This window comes from Streptomyces sp. NPDC052101 (assembly GCF_040680235.1).
GTDB lineage: Bacteria > Actinomycetota > Actinomycetes > Streptomycetales > Streptomycetaceae > Streptomyces.
Window position 1 is genome coordinate 94754 of record NZ_JBFAWH010000020.1, and the last position, 18042, is coordinate 112795.

Below are 18042 nucleotides of genomic sequence, written 5' to 3' on the forward strand. Positions count from 1 at the left end.
GGACAGGAGGCACGACTCGTGCAAGGGACGGACGACAGCGGCAGAACGTACGGCGAGGATCCGTACGGCGGCGCGGGGTACGCCCATGCCCACGGCCACGAGTACGCCGGCAGCGCCACCACCGACACGGTCACGCTCCCCTGGGTGCCGGAACAGACCGCGCAGTGGACGTACCCGACGCCCTGGGGCGCGCCCCGCAGCACCCACGGCGACGTCCTCACCGAGCCGCCTCCGGAGACCGTGCCGCCTGCGGAGACCGTGCCGCCTGCGGGGTACGACACACTCACCCACTCCGTGCCGGAGCTGGACACACCGGCAAGCGAGTCGGTGCGGCCGGTCTTCGTGGATGTCTCGGGGCGGCGCCAGCGCCGCGTACTGCGCGTCGCCCGGCTGCTGGTGATCCCCGCCGGCGGCTATGTCACCCTGCTGCTCAGCACGATGCTGGGCGGCCCGAGCATCAGCTCGCCGTTCGTCCCGCAGCCGGACGCCCCGCATCCGAGCCTGCCCCCGGCGACCGCACCCGACTCCGCGTCCGGCGCCGGACACGCGGAGGACAGCGCGAGCCGCCCCTCGGTACAGAAGCAGTCACGCCCCGCGGCGCAGCGGACCCCCGGGCCCACCGGCCGGCCGGCAGCCGCCCCCGCGACCACGTCCGGTACCGCTGCCGCCCCCGCCGGAGTCACCTCCCGGACCCCGGCCGCCACCGCCACCCGCAGGGGGCGCGCCCTCGGCTCGTCCCACCGTCCCGTGAAGTGACCCAAAGCCCCGACGTGACCGACCGCCGCCTCCGCAATGCTCTCGCCCGGCGCCACAGCCGCACCCGCCAGCTGACCCCCCGCACCCCCTGGCTGCTGCTGAGCGTGCTCATGGTGACCCTGGCGATGGCTCTCCTGCTGCAGGGCTACACCCACCACATGTTCGGCATCACGTCGGACGACGTGACCGGCGCCCGTGGCCGCGCCGAGGCGGTGCCCCGCCAGGTGACCCACGGCGGCCCCGTGATCGCGGACGCCGCCGCCTCCGCCCACACCGCCGGGGTCAAGGCGCACACCATCGCCCTCACCTTCGACGACGGCCCCGACCCCGTCTGGACGCCGCGCATCCTGGACGTGCTGCGCCGCAACCATGTGCACGCGACCTTCTTCGTCGTGGGAAACGAGGTCGTGGACCACCCGGAGCTGGCCCGCCGGATCGTCGCCGAGGGCCACCAGCTCGGCATCCACACCTTCACCCATCCCGACCTGGCCCGCCTCGCCCCCTGGCAGCGGTCCCTGGAACTGCGCGAGACACAGCTGGCGGTGGCCGGCGCCACAGGGGTCACCACCGCACTGCTGAGGCCGCCGTACTCGTCGCGCAACGACGCGCTGGACGACGCCGACTGGTCCGTCCTGAAGCAGGCGGGCGCGGCGGGCTATGTCACGGTGCTCTCCACCCAGGATGCCGAGGACTGGCAGCGGCCCGGCGCGGACCGCATCCTCGCGAACGCGACACCGCGCGGCCGTGCCGGACAGATCGTGCTGATGCACGACGGCGGCGGTGACCGGTCCCAGACCGTCGCCGCCCTGAGCGCCCTGATCCCCCGGCTCAAGGCGCAGGGCTTCCGGTTCGGGACGGTCGGCGCCGCGGTCGGCATGGCCGGACCCGTCCAGCCCGCCGGGCTCGCCGACCATCTGCAGGGAATGGCTCTCATCAAGGTGCTGCGGGCCGGTGACCGGACGGTGTGGCTGCTGGGCGTGCTGATGTACGCGGCCGGAGTGATCACCCTGCTGCGCGCGGCGGTCGTGCTGTTCGCGGCCCGCCGGCACCGCCGGCTGCGCAGGAGGGGCCCCGGCCGGTCCTGGGGGCCACCGGTGACCGAACCGGCCAGTGTCATCGTCCCCGCGTACAACGAGAGTGCCGGGATCGAGGCGGCTGTGCGCTCGCTGCGCGCCTCGGACCATCCGGTGGAGATCATCGTGGTGGACGACGGTTCCACCGACGGCACCGCCGACCTGGTGGAGTCGCTCTGCCTGCCGGGGGTGCGGGTGATCCGGCAGCAGAACGCGGGCAAGCCCGCCGCACTCAACACCGGACTCGCCGCGGCCACCTGCGACCTGGTGGTCATGGTCGACGGCGACACGGTCTTCGCACCCGACACCGTCCGTACGATCGTGCAGCCCTTCGCCGACCCCCGGGTGGGCGCCGTCTCGGGCAACGCCAAGGTCGTCAACCGCGGGGGACTGCTGGGCCGTTGGCAGCACATCGAGTACGTGGTCGGCCTCAACCTCGACCGCCGCCTGTTCGACCTCGCCGAGTGCATGCCGACCGTGCCGGGGGCGGTGGGCGCGTTCCGCCGCGGTGCGTTGCTCGACCTCGGCGGCGTCAGCGACGTCACCCTCGCCGAGGACACCGACCTCACCATGGCGCTGTGTCGCGAGGGCTGGCGTGTCGTCTACGAGGAGGGCGCGGTGGCCTGGACCGAAGCGCCCGCGTCACTGAACGCCCTGTGGCGGCAGCGGTACCGCTGGTGCTACGGCACCCTGCAGGCGATGTGGAAGCACCGCGGCGCAGTGGTGCAGCGCGGCGCCGCGGGCAGACTCGGCCGCCGGGGCCTCCTCTATCTCCTCCTCTTCCAGGTTCTGCTGCCCCTGCTCGCCCCCGTCGTGGACGTCTTCGCCCTGTACGGCGTGGTCTTCCTCGACCCGGTCCGGATCATCGGCCTGTGGCTGGCCTTCCTGCTGCTGCAACTGCTGATGGGCCTGTACGCCTTCCATCTGGACGGAGAGCGGCCCGGCCCGCTGTGGAGCCTGCCACTGCAGCAGTTCGTCTACCGCCAGTTGATGTACCTGGTGGTGATCCAGTCCGTCTTCACCGCCGTGTCGGGCTCACGGCTGCGCTGGCAGCGCATGAAGCGCTACGGCAGCCTGCGGGCCCCGGCCCCCATGAAAGGACAGTGATCCGAGTCCATGAGCGGACACCGGCGCCGACCGCCGCAGCGCTCCAGGCGAAGGGGGCCGGCCCCCCAGCAGAAACGTTGGATCGACTATCCGCGCCGAGGGCGGACCGGTCCGCGCCGCTGGCTGCCGTCGGTGCGCCAACTGCTGGCGCTCTTCCTGTTCTTCTTCGGCGGCACGGCAGCGGCCGTCGGCTATGCCTACGCCACGGTCACCATCCCCGACCCCAACCCCTCGACGCTGCTGCAGAACAACGTCTACTACTGGTCCGACGGCACGGTCCTGGCGACCGACGGCAGCGTCAACCGGCAGAACGTCACGCTCGCGCAGGTGCCCGCCGACGTGCAGTGGGCCTTCATCGCCGCGGAGAACTCGTCCTTCTACACCGACCCGGGCATCGACCCGCAGGGCATCGCCCGCGCCGTCGTCCACATGGCCGAGGGCGGCTCCGTGCAGTCCGGGTCGACGATCACCCAGCAGTTCGTCAAGAACACCTACCTGGACCAGTCGCAGACGTTCTCCCGCAAGTTCAAGGAGCTGCTGATCTCGGCGAAGATCGGCGCGGTCACGACCAAGCAGCAGATTCTCCAGGGTTACCTGAACACCTGCTTCTTCGGCCGTCAGGCCAACGGCATCCAGGCCGCGGCCCGCATGTACTACGACCTCCCGGTGGAGAAGCTCGACATGAGCCAGGGAGCCTTCCTCGCCGCGGCGGTCAACGAGCCGAGCCTCTTCCAGCGCGCGGACTCCGATCCCGTGGCCAGGAAGCAGGCGGAAGCACGCTGGTCCTGGGTGCTGGACCGGATGGTGAAGGTCGGCAAGCTGACGCCCGGGCAGCGGGCACGGTACGCGGCCGCCGGATTCCCGGCACCCAGGAAGTGGAACCCCGGTTCGGGGCTCACGGGCGAGACCGGCTACCTGGTCCAGCTCGCCAGGTCGTACGCCGAGGCACACGACCGCACCATCACCGACAGCAGCCTGAGCCGGGGTGGCTACCAGATCCACACCACCTTCGACAGGAAGCGGACCGCGGCACTGGCGAGGGCCGTCGCCGAGGTCCGCAAGGAACGCCTCGACCCCGCCCGCCGGTCGGTCGACCGGGACGTCCAGGTCGGAGCCGCCTCGGTCGAACCCACGACCGGCAGGATCCTCGCCGTCTACGGCGGTCCCGGCTTCGGCAACGCCCACTACTCGGACAACGCCGACACCTCCGGCGTACCGGTGGGCTCGACGTTCAAACCCGTCGTCCTCGCCGCCGCGCTCCAGCACGGAGCCGTACTGCGACCGGGCCGATCCCCGGCGCCGATCACCCCGGCCAGCAAGTTCGACGGCGACGACGGCATCGAGATCAAGGACCAGCAGGGTGACTACGTCACCGACGACAAGGACCCCTCCGGCCTGCTCCACCAGCACAACGACACCACCCGGCGCTGGGGCTACATCTCTCTGCGCCAGGCGATGGAGCAGTCGGTCAACACGCCGTACGTGCAGCTGGGAGAGGACGTCGGCTACGGGAACGTGGCGAAGACGGCGGGGGCCCTCGGCCTGCGCCGCGACAGCCTCGCCGCCCCCAGCGCCGGCTTCTACATCGGCACCTCGACACCGAGCGCCATACGCATGGCAGACACCTACGCGACCTTCGCCGCCTCCGGTGTGCAGGCCACCCCGTACTCCGTGACCAAGGTGACCCGCGACGGCTCGGCACTTCCCGGCTTCACCGCCCCCGCCCCCGTACGGGCGCTGCCGCCGGCGATCGCCGACACCGTGACCGACGTCCTCCGCGGCGTCATAGCCCGGGGTACCGGCACCAAGGCCGGGGCCCTCGGCCGGACGGCCGCGGGCAAGACCGGAACCACCGACGACTACCGCTCGGCCTGGTTCATCGGCTACACCCGCCAACTCGCCACCTCCGTGGTCCTGTTCCGCGAGGACCCGGCCCACCCCCAGCTGCAGTCCCTGGTGGGCGTCGGTGGCCGGCACAAGGTGTTCGGCGGCGACATCCCCACCGAGATCTGGACCCAGTACATGCGCGCCGCCCTCGCCGGCCTCCCCGACTCCCCCTTCCCAGCCCCCGCGCCCCTCGGCCACGGCACCGACGAGCCCGGCGCTCCCACACCGTCCCCGTCCGCGGCCCCCGTCAAGCGGGGCGGCAGGACCGGCACCACCGCCAAGCCCGGCAAGAAGACGGCCACCACCGCCGCCCCCAGACCGGGCACCCCGCCGTCCCTCCCCAAGTGCCGCCCCCACAAGTGCCATTGACCGCATCAACACCGGGCGGAGCGATGGATCAGCGGAGGAACTTGTCGGCCAGGAGCCGTGCGATGGCCCAGTCCTGCATGGCGACGCCCACGCTCTTGAACACCGTGCGGTTGCCGTGGTCGGCGGGGGCGGAGGTCAGGACGGTGCCCAGTTCGGTGAGACCGTCCTCGGTGATGACGCCGGACTGAAGGGCGTGGATGATCTCGCCGGACTCTTCGAGGACGGCGTCGAGTTCGTCGATGATCACGGTGCTGCCGGCCAGCAGTTCGTCCGGCAGTTCGCGCATGGTGGGGCGGAAGGCGCCGATGGCGTTGACGTGCACCCGGGCGGGCAGCGCGGACTCAGGGAAGAGCGGGCTGGTCGCGGGCGTGGCGCAGCACACGACGTGGGCATCGCTGACGGCGGAGGACGGGTCCGTGGCGATGCGGATCTCGGTGCCGCCGAGTTCGGCATGCAGCGTGTCGGCCAGCGACCGGGCACGCCGGGTGTTCGTGCTGACGATGGTGAGGTGACGCAGCGGACGGACCGTGTGGACGGCCCGGACCTGGTCGGCAGCCTGGCCTCCGGCGCCGATCAGAGTCAGCCTGTCGGCGTCGGGGGCGGCGAGGAGGTCGGTGGCGACCCCGACGGCCGCGCCGGTGCGCAGCGTGGTGACGGCGCCGGCATCGGCGATCAGTTGGTCGAGCCGGTCCAGCGTGCTCCACACGACGGAGCCGGCGATGGCGGGAGCCCGGTCGAAATTCACGCTCAAGGTCTTGATCATGGCGGACCGGGTGGGCCGGTGGTGGGCCGACATCACGAGGAACTGACCGTCCCGCAGGGCGGTGCGGGTGGGCATCTCGAACTCTCCGCCCGCCAGTCCGATGAACCCGCCCCGCACGGCGTCGATCGCCTCGCGCATCGACACGGCCTCGCGGACGTCGCGCTCGTTGAGGCTGATGGTCTTCATGGAACTCCGTCCGCCGGGTCTCCTCGACGCCTCATGCATAACATGTCAGCGCACCTGGACGAGATCTTCCGGCTGCGCACCATGCACGAAGCGCCGGCCATGTCCGAAGTCACTGGCGTGCGCGGCCGGAAGAACCGCGCACGCACGCTCGGCCGGTGGGTGGCTACCGCAGGACGAAGCCGGTGCCGAGGCCGTCCGCGGGATCGAGTTCGAAGCGGTGCTCACCGGTCCGGTACGCCGTCCCCGTGACCTCCGCGACGACGGCGGGATATCCGACGGCGGTCAGCTCCCGGGCGATCCGGGCGCGGAAGCGGGTGCCGACGATCGAGTCGTGGACGAGGGTCTGCCCCGGCCTGAGGCGACCTGTCGCCGCGAGGACCGCGACGCGTGAGCAGGTGCCGGAGCCGCACGGGGAGCGGTCGACCTGGCCATCGGCGAAGACGGTGACGTTGCGCTGGTGCGGGTTGCCGTCCTCGTCGGTGCCGAGGTCGTCGTACAGGATGGTGCCGTAGATGCCGCTGAGGCGGTCGTCGGCGGGGTGACGGGCGTGCTCGGTGTCGTTCAGCGCCCACTTCACCTCGCGCCCGATCGCGATGAGGTCGGAGTAGTGCTCGGGGGTGACGGCCAGTCCGACACCGGCCGCGCCGAGGTGCGCGTAGAGGGCACCGCCGTAGGCGATGTCGACGACGACGTCCCCGCGCGAGGTGGCTACGGTGACCCGTTCGGAAAGCCGGTAGCTGGGGACGTTGACGAAGTCGACGCCGGTGATGCGATCGCCGGCCGTGTGCACGCGCAGGGTGACCCGGCCCGAGGGGACGTCGATGACGACCGTGGTGAGGCCGGAGGGGTCGCGGGTGACACGGCCGGTCTGCACGGCCCAGACGGCGAGCGCGATGGAGCCGTGACCGCAGGCGGTCGAGAAGCCGTCCTTGTGCCAGAACAGCACGCCGAAGTGGGCGCCCTCGTCATCGGGCGGGGTGATGAACCCTCCATACATGTCGGCGTGTCCGCGGGGCTCGAAACACAGCAGCTTGCGCAGCTTGTCCACATCGGGGTCGCTGATGGCGAACATACGGCGTTCGGCGACAGTGGCTCCTTCGATGGCGACCGGGGACCGGGGGACGATGCGGAACGGCTCACCACCCGTGTGGTAGTCGACGGTGCTGATCGCCTCGAACTGGCTCGCCATGGTGCTCCTCGTGCCGTAGGGGTCGGGGTGCGTCGGGGAACTCCTCCGACCGAGTGGTATCAGGGCCGGCTAACTCCCACTGGTCCCGTCAACACGGCGGTTCACTCAAAGGTGCCCTTGAGCCGACATGCCCTCGACATATGCCAAGGGAATGGACATACTCACCCATGTCGGACGTGAACTTCCTGTAATCAAGACCGTCCCCGACACATCCCGCGAACGGGCTACGCGCCCGCAGCGTGTTCCGCTTCGCCATCGACGTCTCCGACACCAGGCCGGTCACCCTCGGTGACATCCGCAAGGGCCGGAAGCCGGACAGCAACGAAATGCGGCCTGACCGCACCCCTCGTACGATGATCCATGGAGGCTGAGCACATGGAGGCCGGTCCATGATGGTGACATCCGCCGACCGCTATCCCTATGCCTTCCACATCGCCCTCGACGGCAACGGTCTGAACGGTCTGGAGGGTGCGGCAGGCGTCTGCGTCTTCCGCTACAACCCGGACAGCGACGAATACGCCTATCGCGTGCAGTACTACGACGGTGTGTCCGGCGGCCACGCCATCAGCATCGCCCCCGACCGGAAATTCGGGTTTCTCGGCAATGCCGGACAGCAACTCCTGTTCTACGACGTCCACTCGCTGGACGAACGCGAGCGTGTCTCCACCCTGCGGTTCGAAACCCCCGACGCGTCCATCAAGAGCAGCACGCACATGGTGTGGCTGGACAACACCCAGGGGGTCACGGCCATCGGTGACGGCCTCTGGCTGGTGGACCTCGACCGCCCGACCAAGGCCGAGCGCATCGGCGATCACCTGCTCAAACTCCCGCACGCCATGAAACGCACCGCCTCCGGCCGCTACCTCGTCTACGGCGGTATGGACCATCCAGGCCGCGGAGAGGCTGCCGAGGTCGGCATCTTCGATCTCGAAAAGCGCGTCGCACGGCGCATCGCCCTGCCGACGACCTGCTGGCATGTGGCCTGCCATCCGTTGGAGGACGTCTTCTACGCACTCTCCTTCCGGGTCCATCCTCAGGAGGGCCGGGACTGGCACGAATGGGCCATGGCCTACTTCAAGGAGTACGTGTTCGAGATCGACGCCGGCAGCGGGCAGATCCTGCGGCACTGGACCTGCGGTCAGAACGTGCCCGCACACATCAACTCGGACGTGTGCGTCTCCGACCGCGAGCTGATCTACTGCAACGGCGGCAGCGGCACCATCGTCATGATCGACCTCGACGACTTCACCTCGTACCGGGTCATCGACGAACGACCGGGACTGTCCGTGCAGATGCGCTCGGCCCGGCAGGCCGCCCGGCAGGTCACCGACGCTTTCACCCGGGGGTCCCTCATCCCGAGCAGCAGGCATTTCGTCGGCGCGCTGCGCGTCACGCGTGGCACGCTGATCGACTCGGTCTACGCCTGCCAGCTCTCCGCCGACCAGAAGCTGCTGTTCACCGCCAACCGCGGGCTCAACACGATCACCGTGTACGACTACCCGGCCAATTCCGTGCGCCTGCGGGTCGAGATGCCGGAGTTGCGCGCCTACCTACCCGATCTGCCTGTCTGGACCGATCCCCGGCTGGGGTTCCACCACAGCACCCTGTTGAGCCCGATCCCGGCGGCTGCCGGGGCCCGACCTGAGGAGTGTTCATGAGCACCGAGACGACCGAAGAGCTGACCACCGAACTCCGCCGAAGCTGGGAGCACTTCCGGAGCGCAGCCGTCCGGATCGGCGAGCTGCAGACGGCGATGTGGGGTGACTGCGCGGAGTTGATGACCGGGCTGTTCAACGGCAAACCCACCTGGGGCGACGTCAACAGGGCGTACTGGCAGTTCGTCGGCGACGAGGGCCTGAAATACGCCGCGGCGGTGAGCGGACTCGGCATCGACTACGCCAGGAACATGACGGAGCTGACCCGGGAGTACGAACAGCGCCTCTGGGAGCAGTTGCGCGCGTCCGCACCGGGTGCCGTGACGGACAACAAGAGCGGCGGAGGCGGGAGCGCATCGGCCGGCGCCTCGCCCCGCTCCAGGGGCACGAAGCGATGACGGCGGTTTCCGGGGCGGCCGGCGTACGGTGACACGGCCCGGCACCTCGCCGTACGCCGCCGCCCCCTCGGGCGCTTCGGTCAGCTCGGCGCTCCGGCTCCGTCGTCCAGCTTTCTGGGAATCAGCTCCCGCGCGCCCAGGACCTCCGGATGCGGCCGCAGACCGGACCTGACGCGGTCCGGCACATGCGGGCTGGTCACCAGCCAGCCGAGCGCCTCGGCGAGCGCCTGGCGGGCGGGCCGCGGGGTGTACCCCAGGAGGGCGGCCTTTTCGTGCCGGTACCAGTAGTACCGGCCCATGGTCCGGGCCTCCGCGCGGGTGGTCGCAGGGGGCCGGGCGCTCAGGACCGCCCGGATCTCCGCCAGTGTCGCCGCCAGGTACGCGGCGGTGTGCGTGGCAGTGGCCCACGGCCCATGGGTACCGCACAGCTCGGAGACGGTCTGGTGGATCGTCCGCCACGCCCAGTTCTCGCCGCCCAGCAGATAGCGTTCCCCGGCGGTTCCGTGCTCCGCGAGCAGTACGTGGCCATGGGCGACGTCCCGGACGGAGACGATGTTGCATCCGCCGGGGAAGGTGGTGCGCAGCGGATCGGCCAGATACCGGGTGAGCAGTGCGTTGCTGGGTACCAACCGCCGGTCGGGCCCGCCGACCACGATGGTCGGGCAGGCCGCTACCACCTCCAGCCCCAGTTCGGTGCCCGACGCGAGCGCCGTCCGTTCCTGCTCCAGCTTGGTGAGGAAGTAGTCCGGCAGGTACTCCTCGCCGGGCATCCCGTTCTCGTCGCGGGGAACCGGGCCGTCGGACGAGCCGCAGGTGACCGACGACGAGGTCACCACCACACGCCGGACCCCCGCCGCCGCAGCCGCCCGCAACACCTCACGAGTGCCCTCGACATTGGCCCGGGCCAGTTCCTCCCGGGTGATGTCCCAGTACGCGAAGACGGCGGCGCAGTGGAACACCGTCTCGCAGCCCTCGAACGCGGGTCGCAGGGTGGCGGGGTCACAGAGATCCGCCTGTACGACAGGGACGCCGAGCGAGCGCAGTTGCCGCGTGTCACTGTCCCGGCGGACCAGCGCCCTCGCCTCGTGGCCGGCGCCCAGCAGGGTGCGCACCACCTGGGCACCGACAAGCCCGGAGGCTCCGGTCACACACGCTTTCACAGTGACTACCTCGATTGCTTGTCCCGGGCCACGGCTTCGCGCAGCCCCTGCCAGAAACCGGTGACCGCGGGGCGCAGCTCTTCCCGGAGTTCCGCGAGCAATCCGGAACGGGACGGGACGTCGCCGGGCGCGACGTGCCGGAAGCCGTCCGGGCCCAACCGTCCCGGCAGCCTCGACACGGCCAGGGCCTGCGACGCGGCGCTCCGTACGAGCTGGACGGCCTCGGTCAGGCGCCGGGTGGGCAGCTCGGCGGCCAGAATGTCGTCATGTTCCTCCCAGGCGCGGCCGATCCGGTACGACCGTCCCTCGTACTCCGCCTCGAAGTTGTCGAGCGTGCGGATGAAGAACCGCTGATAGGCATCCCGCACCAGCGGGTCCCTGAGCTTCGGCCGGGACTCGGGACGGAATACCTGCCAGGTCAGCGGCAGCGTGAACCGCTGGCGCACCCGGACCACGATCCGGGTCCTGTCTCCTCCGTCCGCCGGGAGAAAGGCCACCGAACCGTCGTCGTACTCGGCTGAGCCGTTCGGGCTGCGGACCGTGCGCCAGGCGATCCGCTGCGACTGCTCCTCGTAGCTGATCGACTCAAGCTTGCAGACATCGATGGGCGGTCCGCCGTAGAACGCCATGTAGTTCGGCTGCGCCAGATACAGATTGCGTTCGATCTGGCGGGTGGGCCGCCCTTGCGCATCGCGGGACACCACATGGACCCGTCCGCCCAGGTAGTCGGTCATATAACTGATGGACCGGCTGATATCCACCCGGCGCACGAACTCCGCGTACGGCGCGTTGACGGTGCGTTCGCAACCGAAGAGGACCGAGTTGCCCAGGTGTTGCCACCGCATCGACCAGGCATCTGCGGGAAGCGCGCCGATCACTTCTTCCAACGGCTGGAGGAGACCGTTGATCCGGTCGAACTCGCTGTGGGCATAGGCGTCCGGGTCGATGGCGAGGGAGACGTTCCGGCGCCGGATCTTCTCCTTCCCGTACCCGGTACGCCACGCGCGTACGGTGGACGACGCCGACGCGGCTGCCCCGATCACGGTGCAGAGGGCAGCGGAAGCCGCCGGGTTCTCGTCCGCGACGCGGATCAGCGTGGTGAGGACGCGGGAGAGCCGTGCGAGCGCGGGATCGGTGAACCCTGCCGCATCCGGGGCCACCTGCCAGGAGGCGATGCTGAACAGCCGGTGCACCCGGCCGTCCGGGTCGAGCCGGCGCACCGACTCGACCAGGGCTCTTGGAGGGTTGCGCCATCCCTGGTACGGCGTCAGGTCTCCGTCGAGGTGATAGCCGTCCGGCAGCCCCCTGTCGCGGAACACCCGTGCATGCAGCGGTGACGAGAGAGGATCGACGCGCATGAGCAGAGCGCCGACCATGTCCGCCAGCGCTCCGTCCGGGGCGGCGATGACCGTCCCCGTTTCCAGCGGTTTGCCCACGTACGAGCCGGCGCACCCGTGACTGCTCACCACCGCGTCGATGATGTGGAAGTCCGGTGGGTAGGAACTCAGGAGGTCCACGACGACCTCGCCGCCGTCGTGGCGCGCCCGGTAGTGATGATGTGTGTCGGCGTGCGGCAGCACGCCCAGCAGATTGGCCAGGCACAGGGCGTACCCGAACTCCGGATGGGTGCTGTTCTTCGCGATGTTGATGCGGAAGTCCGCCTCCAGCCAACCCCGTGCCATTCCGCTGCCGTGCAGCACGCTGGAAGCGGGAAACCGGGCCGGTTCGATGTCCTCGCGCAGGTCAACGATCCGGTAGGCGTTGCCCTGTTGGGTGCGCCCGCCGTAGCCGAGCCGGCGACAGGCCTGGAGGAGCCCTGGGCCGTCAAGCCACAGGTCCGGGCCGCAGCGGGCGGCTCCGACGGTGATGTTCGGGTAGCCCCTGTCACACAGCAGGTCGATCAGGTGCTCCACGAGCACGGCGCTGACCGCCGTCGTCGGATCGCCGTACGCGGATGTTCCCGGCGTCAGCATCACCGCCAACCCGCCCGGATCGCCGGCCGCGCGTTCGGCGAGCCGCTCCCAGAGTCCGGCCCGGGTCACCGCGTCTGCCAACAGGCGCGCGGGCGGAAGTGGCCGGGTCCGGGTGGACCGCACGACGGCTGCGACAAGGGCCCTATCGTTCTGGGAGATCATCTGCATGGCCTCCGCCTAGGGGCGCGTCGTTCAGTGGTGCCCATGGTCGACCCAGGACATCCGTCAAAAACGACTAAAAATCTTCAAATGGGATGTTACTGCGCGGAAGGTGGACGCACGGCAGGACGCGCTGACGTCGAACGCGAATCGCGGCACGAGGGATGGTGAACCTTGCGGGTCGCCGAGATGAACACCACTCGCCCAAGCCGCATGGTTTTACAAGATGTAGTAGTTTCCGGACTGGCCGGAGCCGCCGCGAGCGTCGCCCCAAGCCTGACCCCTGCATTCCGAGCAAAAGGCCATCCATGTCCGTCCTGACCTACCCCGAAGCCATAGGCGTCGGCCTGCTGCAAGGCGTCACCGAGCTGTTCCCCGTCTCCAGCCTGGGGCACAGCATCCTGATTCCCGCGCTGCTCGGCGGGCACTGGAAGCACGACCTGGACGTCTCCGCCGACGGTTCCCTCTACCTCAACGAACTGGTCGGCCTCCACCTGGCCACCGCGCTCGCCCTGGTGGTCTTCTTCTGGCGCGACTGGGTCCGGGTGATCCGCGGACTGATCACGTCGATCACGCAACGCCGCATCCAGACCGTGGACCAGCGGCTCGCCTGGCTGATCATCACGGCCTGCATTCCGGTGGCCGTCGCCGGCGTCGCGCTCGACAAGGTCTTCCGTACGACGCTCGGGCGGCCCATCCCGACCGCGATCTTCCTGGCCCTCAACGGCATCGTCCTCTTCGTGACCGAACAGCTGCGACGCGGCGGCACCGGCCGCAGGCGGGCCGAGAACGCCGTCACGCCCGACGAGGAGCACCTGAGCCCGGACGAGCTGTCGGACCTGCGGATCACCCGGATGACCATCCGCCAGGCAGTGACGATCGGCGCAGCCCAGATCCTCGCCCTGTTTCCAGGCATCAGCCGCTCCGGCTCCACCATCAGCGCGGGCATCTTCAAGGGCCTCAGCCACGAGGACTCCGCCCGCTTCGCCTTCCTGTTGGCCACCCCCGTGATCGGCGGCGCTGCGCTGCTCAAGCTGCCCCCGCTCCTCGGCCCCGAGGGCAACGGCCTGCGCGGACCGCTACTGGCGGGCAGCGTCGCCGCCTTCATCGCGGCCTACCTCGCCACCCGTTTCCTCGTCCGGTACTTCGAGAACCGCACCCTCATCCCGTTCGCCGTCTACTGCACCCTCGCCGGACTCGGCAGCCTGGCCTACTTCACCATGGGCTGATCGGGCACGGGGGTTCGGCGTCAGGAGCTGCTTCTACGAGGACGTCTGCGCCGGCTACGCCGCTGACCGGATCTCCGCCCCGGGCGCACGCCTTCCGCGTTCACCCACCCGCAGCCATCGCATGTAACGCCTGCTACATTCCATGATGTGTCGAGTGTGGAACCGGAGAGCCGCTGGCTCGTCCTCGTGATCAAACTGCCTGCCCAGCCGTCGCGGCACCGTGTGGCGGTCTGGCGGGAGCTGCGCAGGATCGGCGCGCTCTCGCTCGGCCAGGGGATCTGGGCCGTACCGGACGTGCCTGTCTTCGCCGACGGCATTGCGCGGGCGATCACGCTGACCGAGCAGGCCGACGGCCAGGTCGTGACGCTGAATGCCGCCGGGCGTGGCCCGCAGGACACCGTCCGTCTCCAGAAGATGTTCGGTGCCGCCCGGTCGGCGAACTGGGCGGAGTTCCTGGCCGACTGCGGCAAGTTCGAAGCGGAGATCGCCAAGGAGATCCGTATCTCCAAGTTCACCCTCGCCGAACTGGAGGAAGAGGAGCAGTCGCTGGAGCGGCTGCGGCGCTGGCACCGGGATCTGACAGCACGCGACGTGTTCGGGGCTCCCGAGGCGGCCGAGGCCGGCGAGCGGCTCAAGCAGTGTGTGGCCGTCTGCGAGGACTACGCCGAGCGCGTCTTCGCCGCCCTGCACCAGATCCCGGAGACGGAACGATGACCACGGCAGCCGCGGGGCGGTCGGCTCCGGCCAAGCACATGTGGCCGCTGTACGCGGCCGGTTTCACCACCGCCTTCGGCGCGCACGGGATCGCCGCGAACCTCGGCGGGCACGCCCAGGGCGCGGTCACCTCGCTGCTGGTGCTCGGCGGTCTGCTGGCCCTGTACGACGGCGCCGAGGTGCTCCTCAAGCCGGTGTTCGGCACGCTCGCCGACCGGATCGGCGCGCGGCCCGTGCTGCTCGGCGGACTCGTCGCCTTCGCGGCCGCGTCCGCGCTGTACGTCGTCGCGGACAGCCCCGGTTGGCTGTGGGCCGCCCGCCTCGGGCAGGGTGCCGCGGCCTCCGCGTTCTCCCCGTCGGCCTCCGCGCTGGTCGCCCGCCTCAACCCGGCCGCCAAGCACGGCCGCGCCTTCGGCAGTTACGGCTTCTACAAGTCGATCGGCTACACCCTCGGTCCGCTGCTGGGCGGGGTGCTGGTCTGGGTCGGCGGGCTGCGGCTGCTGTTCGCCGTCCTGGCCGCACTCGGCGCGGCGGTCGCCGTATGGGCCGCGCTCTCCGTTCCCGTCGTACCACCGCTGCCGAAGGCCCGGCAGACAGTGCTGGATCTGGCCCGGCGGCTGGCCGACCCCGCCTTCCTCGCCCCCACCTCGGCACTGGCCGCGGCGACCGCCGCCCTGTCCGTCGGGGTGGGATTCCTGCCGGTGTCCGGGCGGGCGGCCGGCCTGGGTACGGTGGCGACCGGTGCCGCCGTGTCGGTGCTGGCGGCCTGCGCGGCCGTCGTTCAGCCGAAGGCGGGGCGGGCGCTGGACCAGGGCCGACTCACCACCTGTACGGGCATCACGGCGGGGCTTGTGCTCACCGCCGCCGGCATGGGGTGCGCCATGCTGCCCGGCCTGACCGGCATCCTCGTCGGCGCCGCGCTGATCGGCGCCGGAACCGGTCTGATCACCCCGCTCGGCTTCGCCGCCCTCGCCGCGAGCACCCCCACCGAGCGGCTCGGGCAGACCATGGGCGCCGCAGAACTCGGCCGCGAACTCGGCGACGCGGGCGGCCCGTTGCTCGTCGCGACGGTGGCCTCCCTCACCACCCTCACCCACGGCTACGCCGCACTCGCCGTCATCCTCGCCCTCGGCCCCATGATCACTCTCCTGCGAGTTCACCTCAAGAGAGGGTGACCCGCGGCCCCTCCTGCGCAAGCGGACGACAGGCGTGATCCGGTGAACGAGCCGATCCGGGCCGACCACGGACTGAGTTTCTACAACATGTAGTAGATTAGGCTGACGGCCACCACTCGTTCACCGGGATGTCATCAGCATGCCATCACCGGTCGTGGAGGTCGACCGAGGCCGCGGGCCGTTCCGCGTCACTCGTGCTCATACGGAAGGACGTCCGCCGATGACCGCGCCCGCCACTGCCCAACTGGCCTTCGACGGCTCCGGCATCGACGGGTCGCTGTTCACCTCCGTCACCGACTTCGCCCGCGACACCAAGTGGCTGAACACCCCCATCGAGCTGTGGACCAACCTCGGCCTGGGCGTCTTCGCGGTGCTCATGGTCATGGGCTGGTGGAGTGCGCGCCGCCGTGGCACGCAGGCGATGACCGTCGCGCTGGCCGCGCCGGTCGCCGTGGTGATCGCCTTCGCCGCCGCCGAGGTGGTCAAGAAGATCGTCGCCGAGGTACGGCCGTGCCGGTCGATGCCCCACGCCTACATCGTCGACGCCTGTCCCGCGCGCTCCGACTACGCCTTCCCCAGCGGGCACTCCACCGTGGCCGCCGCGACCGTGGCCGCGCTGTTCCTGCTGGACCGCCGCCTGAGCGCCATCGCGGCCGTGTTCGCCGTGGTGGAGGGCTTCACCCGGGTCTACGTCGGCGCCCACTACCCCCACGACGTCCTCGGCTCCGCCGTCCTCGCCCTCCCCGTCGCCTACGCCACCAGCCTCGCACTGCGCCGCTGGGCCGGCCCACTGGTCGCCAACCTGAGCCGCGGCGTGCTGCGCCCCCTGCTGGCCGCCGAAACAGCCGCCCCACAGCACGCCCAGTAGAAGTCGAACCGGTCACTTCGACGGCAGGTGCGCTCCGGCGGCATGTGCGTGCATCGCGGCTTCGAACAGCCGCTCCGTGTCATGCGCGGTCAGGGCCAGACTCGCGCAGCATGCCGCCATCAGCACCGCGAACGCAGCCGTCGCACCGTTGTGGCGCCGTACCGGCGGGGCCATCAGCGCACGGACGCGCTGGGGCACCTGCCCGCCGGTGGCGGCCAGAGCCGCACGTCGGGCCCGGCTCGCCGCCAGGGCGGCCCGCGCGATGGCCCGGGCCACCAGCTGCCGGTCCGCCACCTCGGCACCCGCCTCCTCGTCGGCCCACCGCTCGACCGCAAGCGCTCCGGCCCGCTCCAACGGCCGCAGCAACGGATTGACCGCGGCCGTCAGATGCAACACCAGCGAGAACACATGGTGCCGATGCCTCAGGTGCGCCCGCTCATGGGCGAGCAGGGCCCGCCGCTCCGGCGCGTCCAAGAGCCGCAGCATCCCTGAGGAGACCACCACGCGCCCGGGCGCGCCGAGAACGGCGAAGGCCGCCGGCACCGGATCGTCGACCACGGCCAGTTCCCCGCCCCCGGCGATGTGCCGGCACTCCCGCCAGGCGTCGACCAGCGCCCGCCCCCGGCGCCAGGACGCCACCGTCACACTGACCACCACGACCAGCACCACCCCGGCGCACACCGCGGCGACCTCCCGGTTCACCGGGTCCTCCGCCGCCAGCACACTCACCGACCACGACCCCTGCGCCGCCACGAGCGGCACCTGACCCACCGCGGTGAACGCCAGAATCGCCAGCTCGGTCACCCATGTACCGGCCGCCACGACGGCCGCGCACACCATCGCCCATGTCCCTGCCCGCGGCGGCATCCTGCGCCCCGCCCACGGCGCCACCAGCGCCTGCGCCGCGCTCACCAGCAGCGGCAGATACATCGGTACGGGCCAGAACACGCCTTATCCCCGCAGGGGGCCGTCACCGTGCAGCAGCTGCTCCAGCAGCCGCTCGTCCTCGGCCGACAGATCCGACACGAACCGGGCCAGCACCGCCGCACGGTCCCCGCCCTCGTCCAGCAGCGAGTGCATCCCCGCCGCGGCCATCCCCGGCTGGTCGTCCACGGGCGTGTACAGGTAGCTGCGGCCCTCGCGCTGCCGGGCCACCATCCCCTTGTCGCACAGCCGCGTCAGGATCGTCAGCACGGTGGTGTAGGCGGTGTCGTCCCCCAGATACTCGAGCACCACCACAGCCGTCGCCGGGCCGCCGGCCGCCCACAGGGCCGCCAGCACCTCCCCCTCCAGCTCTCCCCGCGCACGGCGCCGGGCTTCCTTACGGCCGTTCGCACCGCCGGTCATCCGGCACCTCCCTCTCCCCGCCCCAGCAAGCTCC

At 70.6% G+C, this 18042-nt stretch carries 15 protein-coding genes; 9 read left to right on the forward strand and 6 right to left on the reverse strand.

The genetic code is table 11. The annotated features are described in order from the left end of the window. The first annotated feature begins 18 nt into the window (after positions 1 to 18). From AB0L75_RS30495 to AB0L75_RS30505, 3 genes are read left to right on the forward strand one after another with little or no spacing between them, the layout of a single operon-like run. Positions 19 to 756 carry a hypothetical protein gene (locus tag AB0L75_RS30495; RefSeq protein WP_365187256.1) on the forward strand — a complete coding sequence of 246 codons (738 nt, stop codon included), beginning with the start codon at positions 19 to 21 and terminating at the stop codon, positions 754 to 756. Continuing rightward, complete coding sequence (locus AB0L75_RS30500) at positions 753 to 2936, forward strand: bifunctional polysaccharide deacetylase/glycosyltransferase family 2 protein (RefSeq protein ID WP_365187259.1); 2184 nt, start codon at positions 753 to 755, stop codon at positions 2934 to 2936. Before AB0L75_RS30495 ends, AB0L75_RS30500 begins: the two co-directional genes overlap by 4 nt. Positions 2937 to 2945: 9 nt before the next feature. Beyond that, on the forward strand, positions 2946 to 5192 hold the full coding sequence (locus tag AB0L75_RS30505; protein ID WP_365187261.1) for a transglycosylase domain-containing protein: 2247 nt from the start codon (positions 2946 to 2948) through the stop codon (positions 5190 to 5192). A gap of 28 nt (positions 5193 to 5220) precedes the next feature. On the opposite strand, the gene AB0L75_RS30510 is transcribed toward AB0L75_RS30505, so the two are convergent. Beyond that, positions 5221 to 6141, reverse strand: a complete 921-nt coding sequence (locus AB0L75_RS30510) for an ornithine cyclodeaminase family protein (RefSeq protein ID WP_365187264.1) — start codon at positions 6139 to 6141, stop codon at positions 5221 to 5223. Positions 6142 to 6304: 163 nt separating this feature from the next. Then, positions 6305 to 7330: a proline racemase family protein gene (locus tag AB0L75_RS30515; protein WP_365187267.1), complete on the reverse strand. Its 1026-nt coding sequence runs from the start codon at positions 7328 to 7330 to the stop codon at positions 6305 to 6307. A 389-nt stretch (positions 7331 to 7719) separates the two neighbouring features. On the opposite strand from AB0L75_RS30515, the gene AB0L75_RS30520 reads away from it, so the two are divergent. Together AB0L75_RS30520 and AB0L75_RS30525 are read left to right on the forward strand one after the other, a co-directional pair. Continuing rightward, entirely contained in the window at positions 7720 to 8988 is a 1269-nt protein-coding gene (locus tag AB0L75_RS30520) for a hypothetical protein (RefSeq protein WP_365187269.1), read from the forward strand. Continuing rightward, entirely contained in the window at positions 8985 to 9383 is a 399-nt protein-coding gene (locus AB0L75_RS30525) for a hypothetical protein (RefSeq protein WP_365187272.1), read from the forward strand. The genes AB0L75_RS30520 and AB0L75_RS30525 overlap by 4 nt, the downstream gene beginning before the upstream one ends. An 80-nt stretch (positions 9384 to 9463) precedes the next feature. Here the strand turns inward: AB0L75_RS30525 and AB0L75_RS30530 are convergent, their stop codons facing one another. Together AB0L75_RS30530 and AB0L75_RS30535 are read right to left on the reverse strand one after the other, a co-directional pair. Then, positions 9464 to 10531 (reverse strand): NAD-dependent epimerase/dehydratase family protein, encoded by a 1068-nt coding sequence (locus AB0L75_RS30530; RefSeq protein ID WP_365187274.1) that lies wholly within the window; start codon positions 10529 to 10531, stop codon positions 9464 to 9466. A 17-nt stretch (positions 10532 to 10548) separates the two neighbouring features. Then, entirely contained in the window at positions 10549 to 12597 is a 2049-nt protein-coding gene (locus AB0L75_RS30535) for a DUF362 domain-containing protein (RefSeq protein ID WP_365187277.1), read from the reverse strand. Between the two features lie 386 nt (positions 12598 to 12983). Between AB0L75_RS30535 and AB0L75_RS30540 the strand changes: the two genes are divergently transcribed. From AB0L75_RS30540 to AB0L75_RS30555, 4 genes are all read left to right on the forward strand, one after another. Next, on the forward strand, positions 12984 to 13904 hold the full coding sequence (locus AB0L75_RS30540; RefSeq protein WP_365187280.1) for an undecaprenyl-diphosphate phosphatase: 921 nt from the start codon (positions 12984 to 12986) through the stop codon (positions 13902 to 13904). A gap of 147 nt (positions 13905 to 14051) precedes the next feature. Then, entirely contained in the window at positions 14052 to 14618 is a 567-nt protein-coding gene (locus tag AB0L75_RS30545; protein WP_365187282.1) for a Chromate resistance protein ChrB, read from the forward strand. Further along, on the forward strand, positions 14615 to 15793 hold the full coding sequence (locus tag AB0L75_RS30550; protein WP_365187285.1) for an MFS transporter: 1179 nt from the start codon (positions 14615 to 14617) through the stop codon (positions 15791 to 15793). Before AB0L75_RS30545 ends, AB0L75_RS30550 begins: the two co-directional genes overlap by 4 nt. Before the next feature lie 220 nt (positions 15794 to 16013). Then, on the forward strand, positions 16014 to 16661 hold the full coding sequence (locus AB0L75_RS30555) for a phosphatase PAP2 family protein (protein WP_365187288.1): 648 nt from the start codon (positions 16014 to 16016) through the stop codon (positions 16659 to 16661). A gap of 12 nt (positions 16662 to 16673) precedes the next feature. Here the strand turns inward: AB0L75_RS30555 and AB0L75_RS30560 are convergent, their stop codons facing one another. Together AB0L75_RS30560 and AB0L75_RS30565 are read right to left on the reverse strand one after the other, a co-directional pair. Then, positions 16674 to 17609: a M56 family metallopeptidase gene (locus AB0L75_RS30560; RefSeq protein WP_365187291.1), complete on the reverse strand. Its 936-nt coding sequence runs from the start codon at positions 17607 to 17609 to the stop codon at positions 16674 to 16676. Positions 17610 to 17612: 3 nt separating this feature from the next. Next, positions 17613 to 18008, reverse strand: a complete 396-nt coding sequence (locus tag AB0L75_RS30565; RefSeq protein ID WP_365187293.1) for a BlaI/MecI/CopY family transcriptional regulator — start codon at positions 18006 to 18008, stop codon at positions 17613 to 17615. Positions 18009 to 18042: the final 34 nt, after the last annotated feature.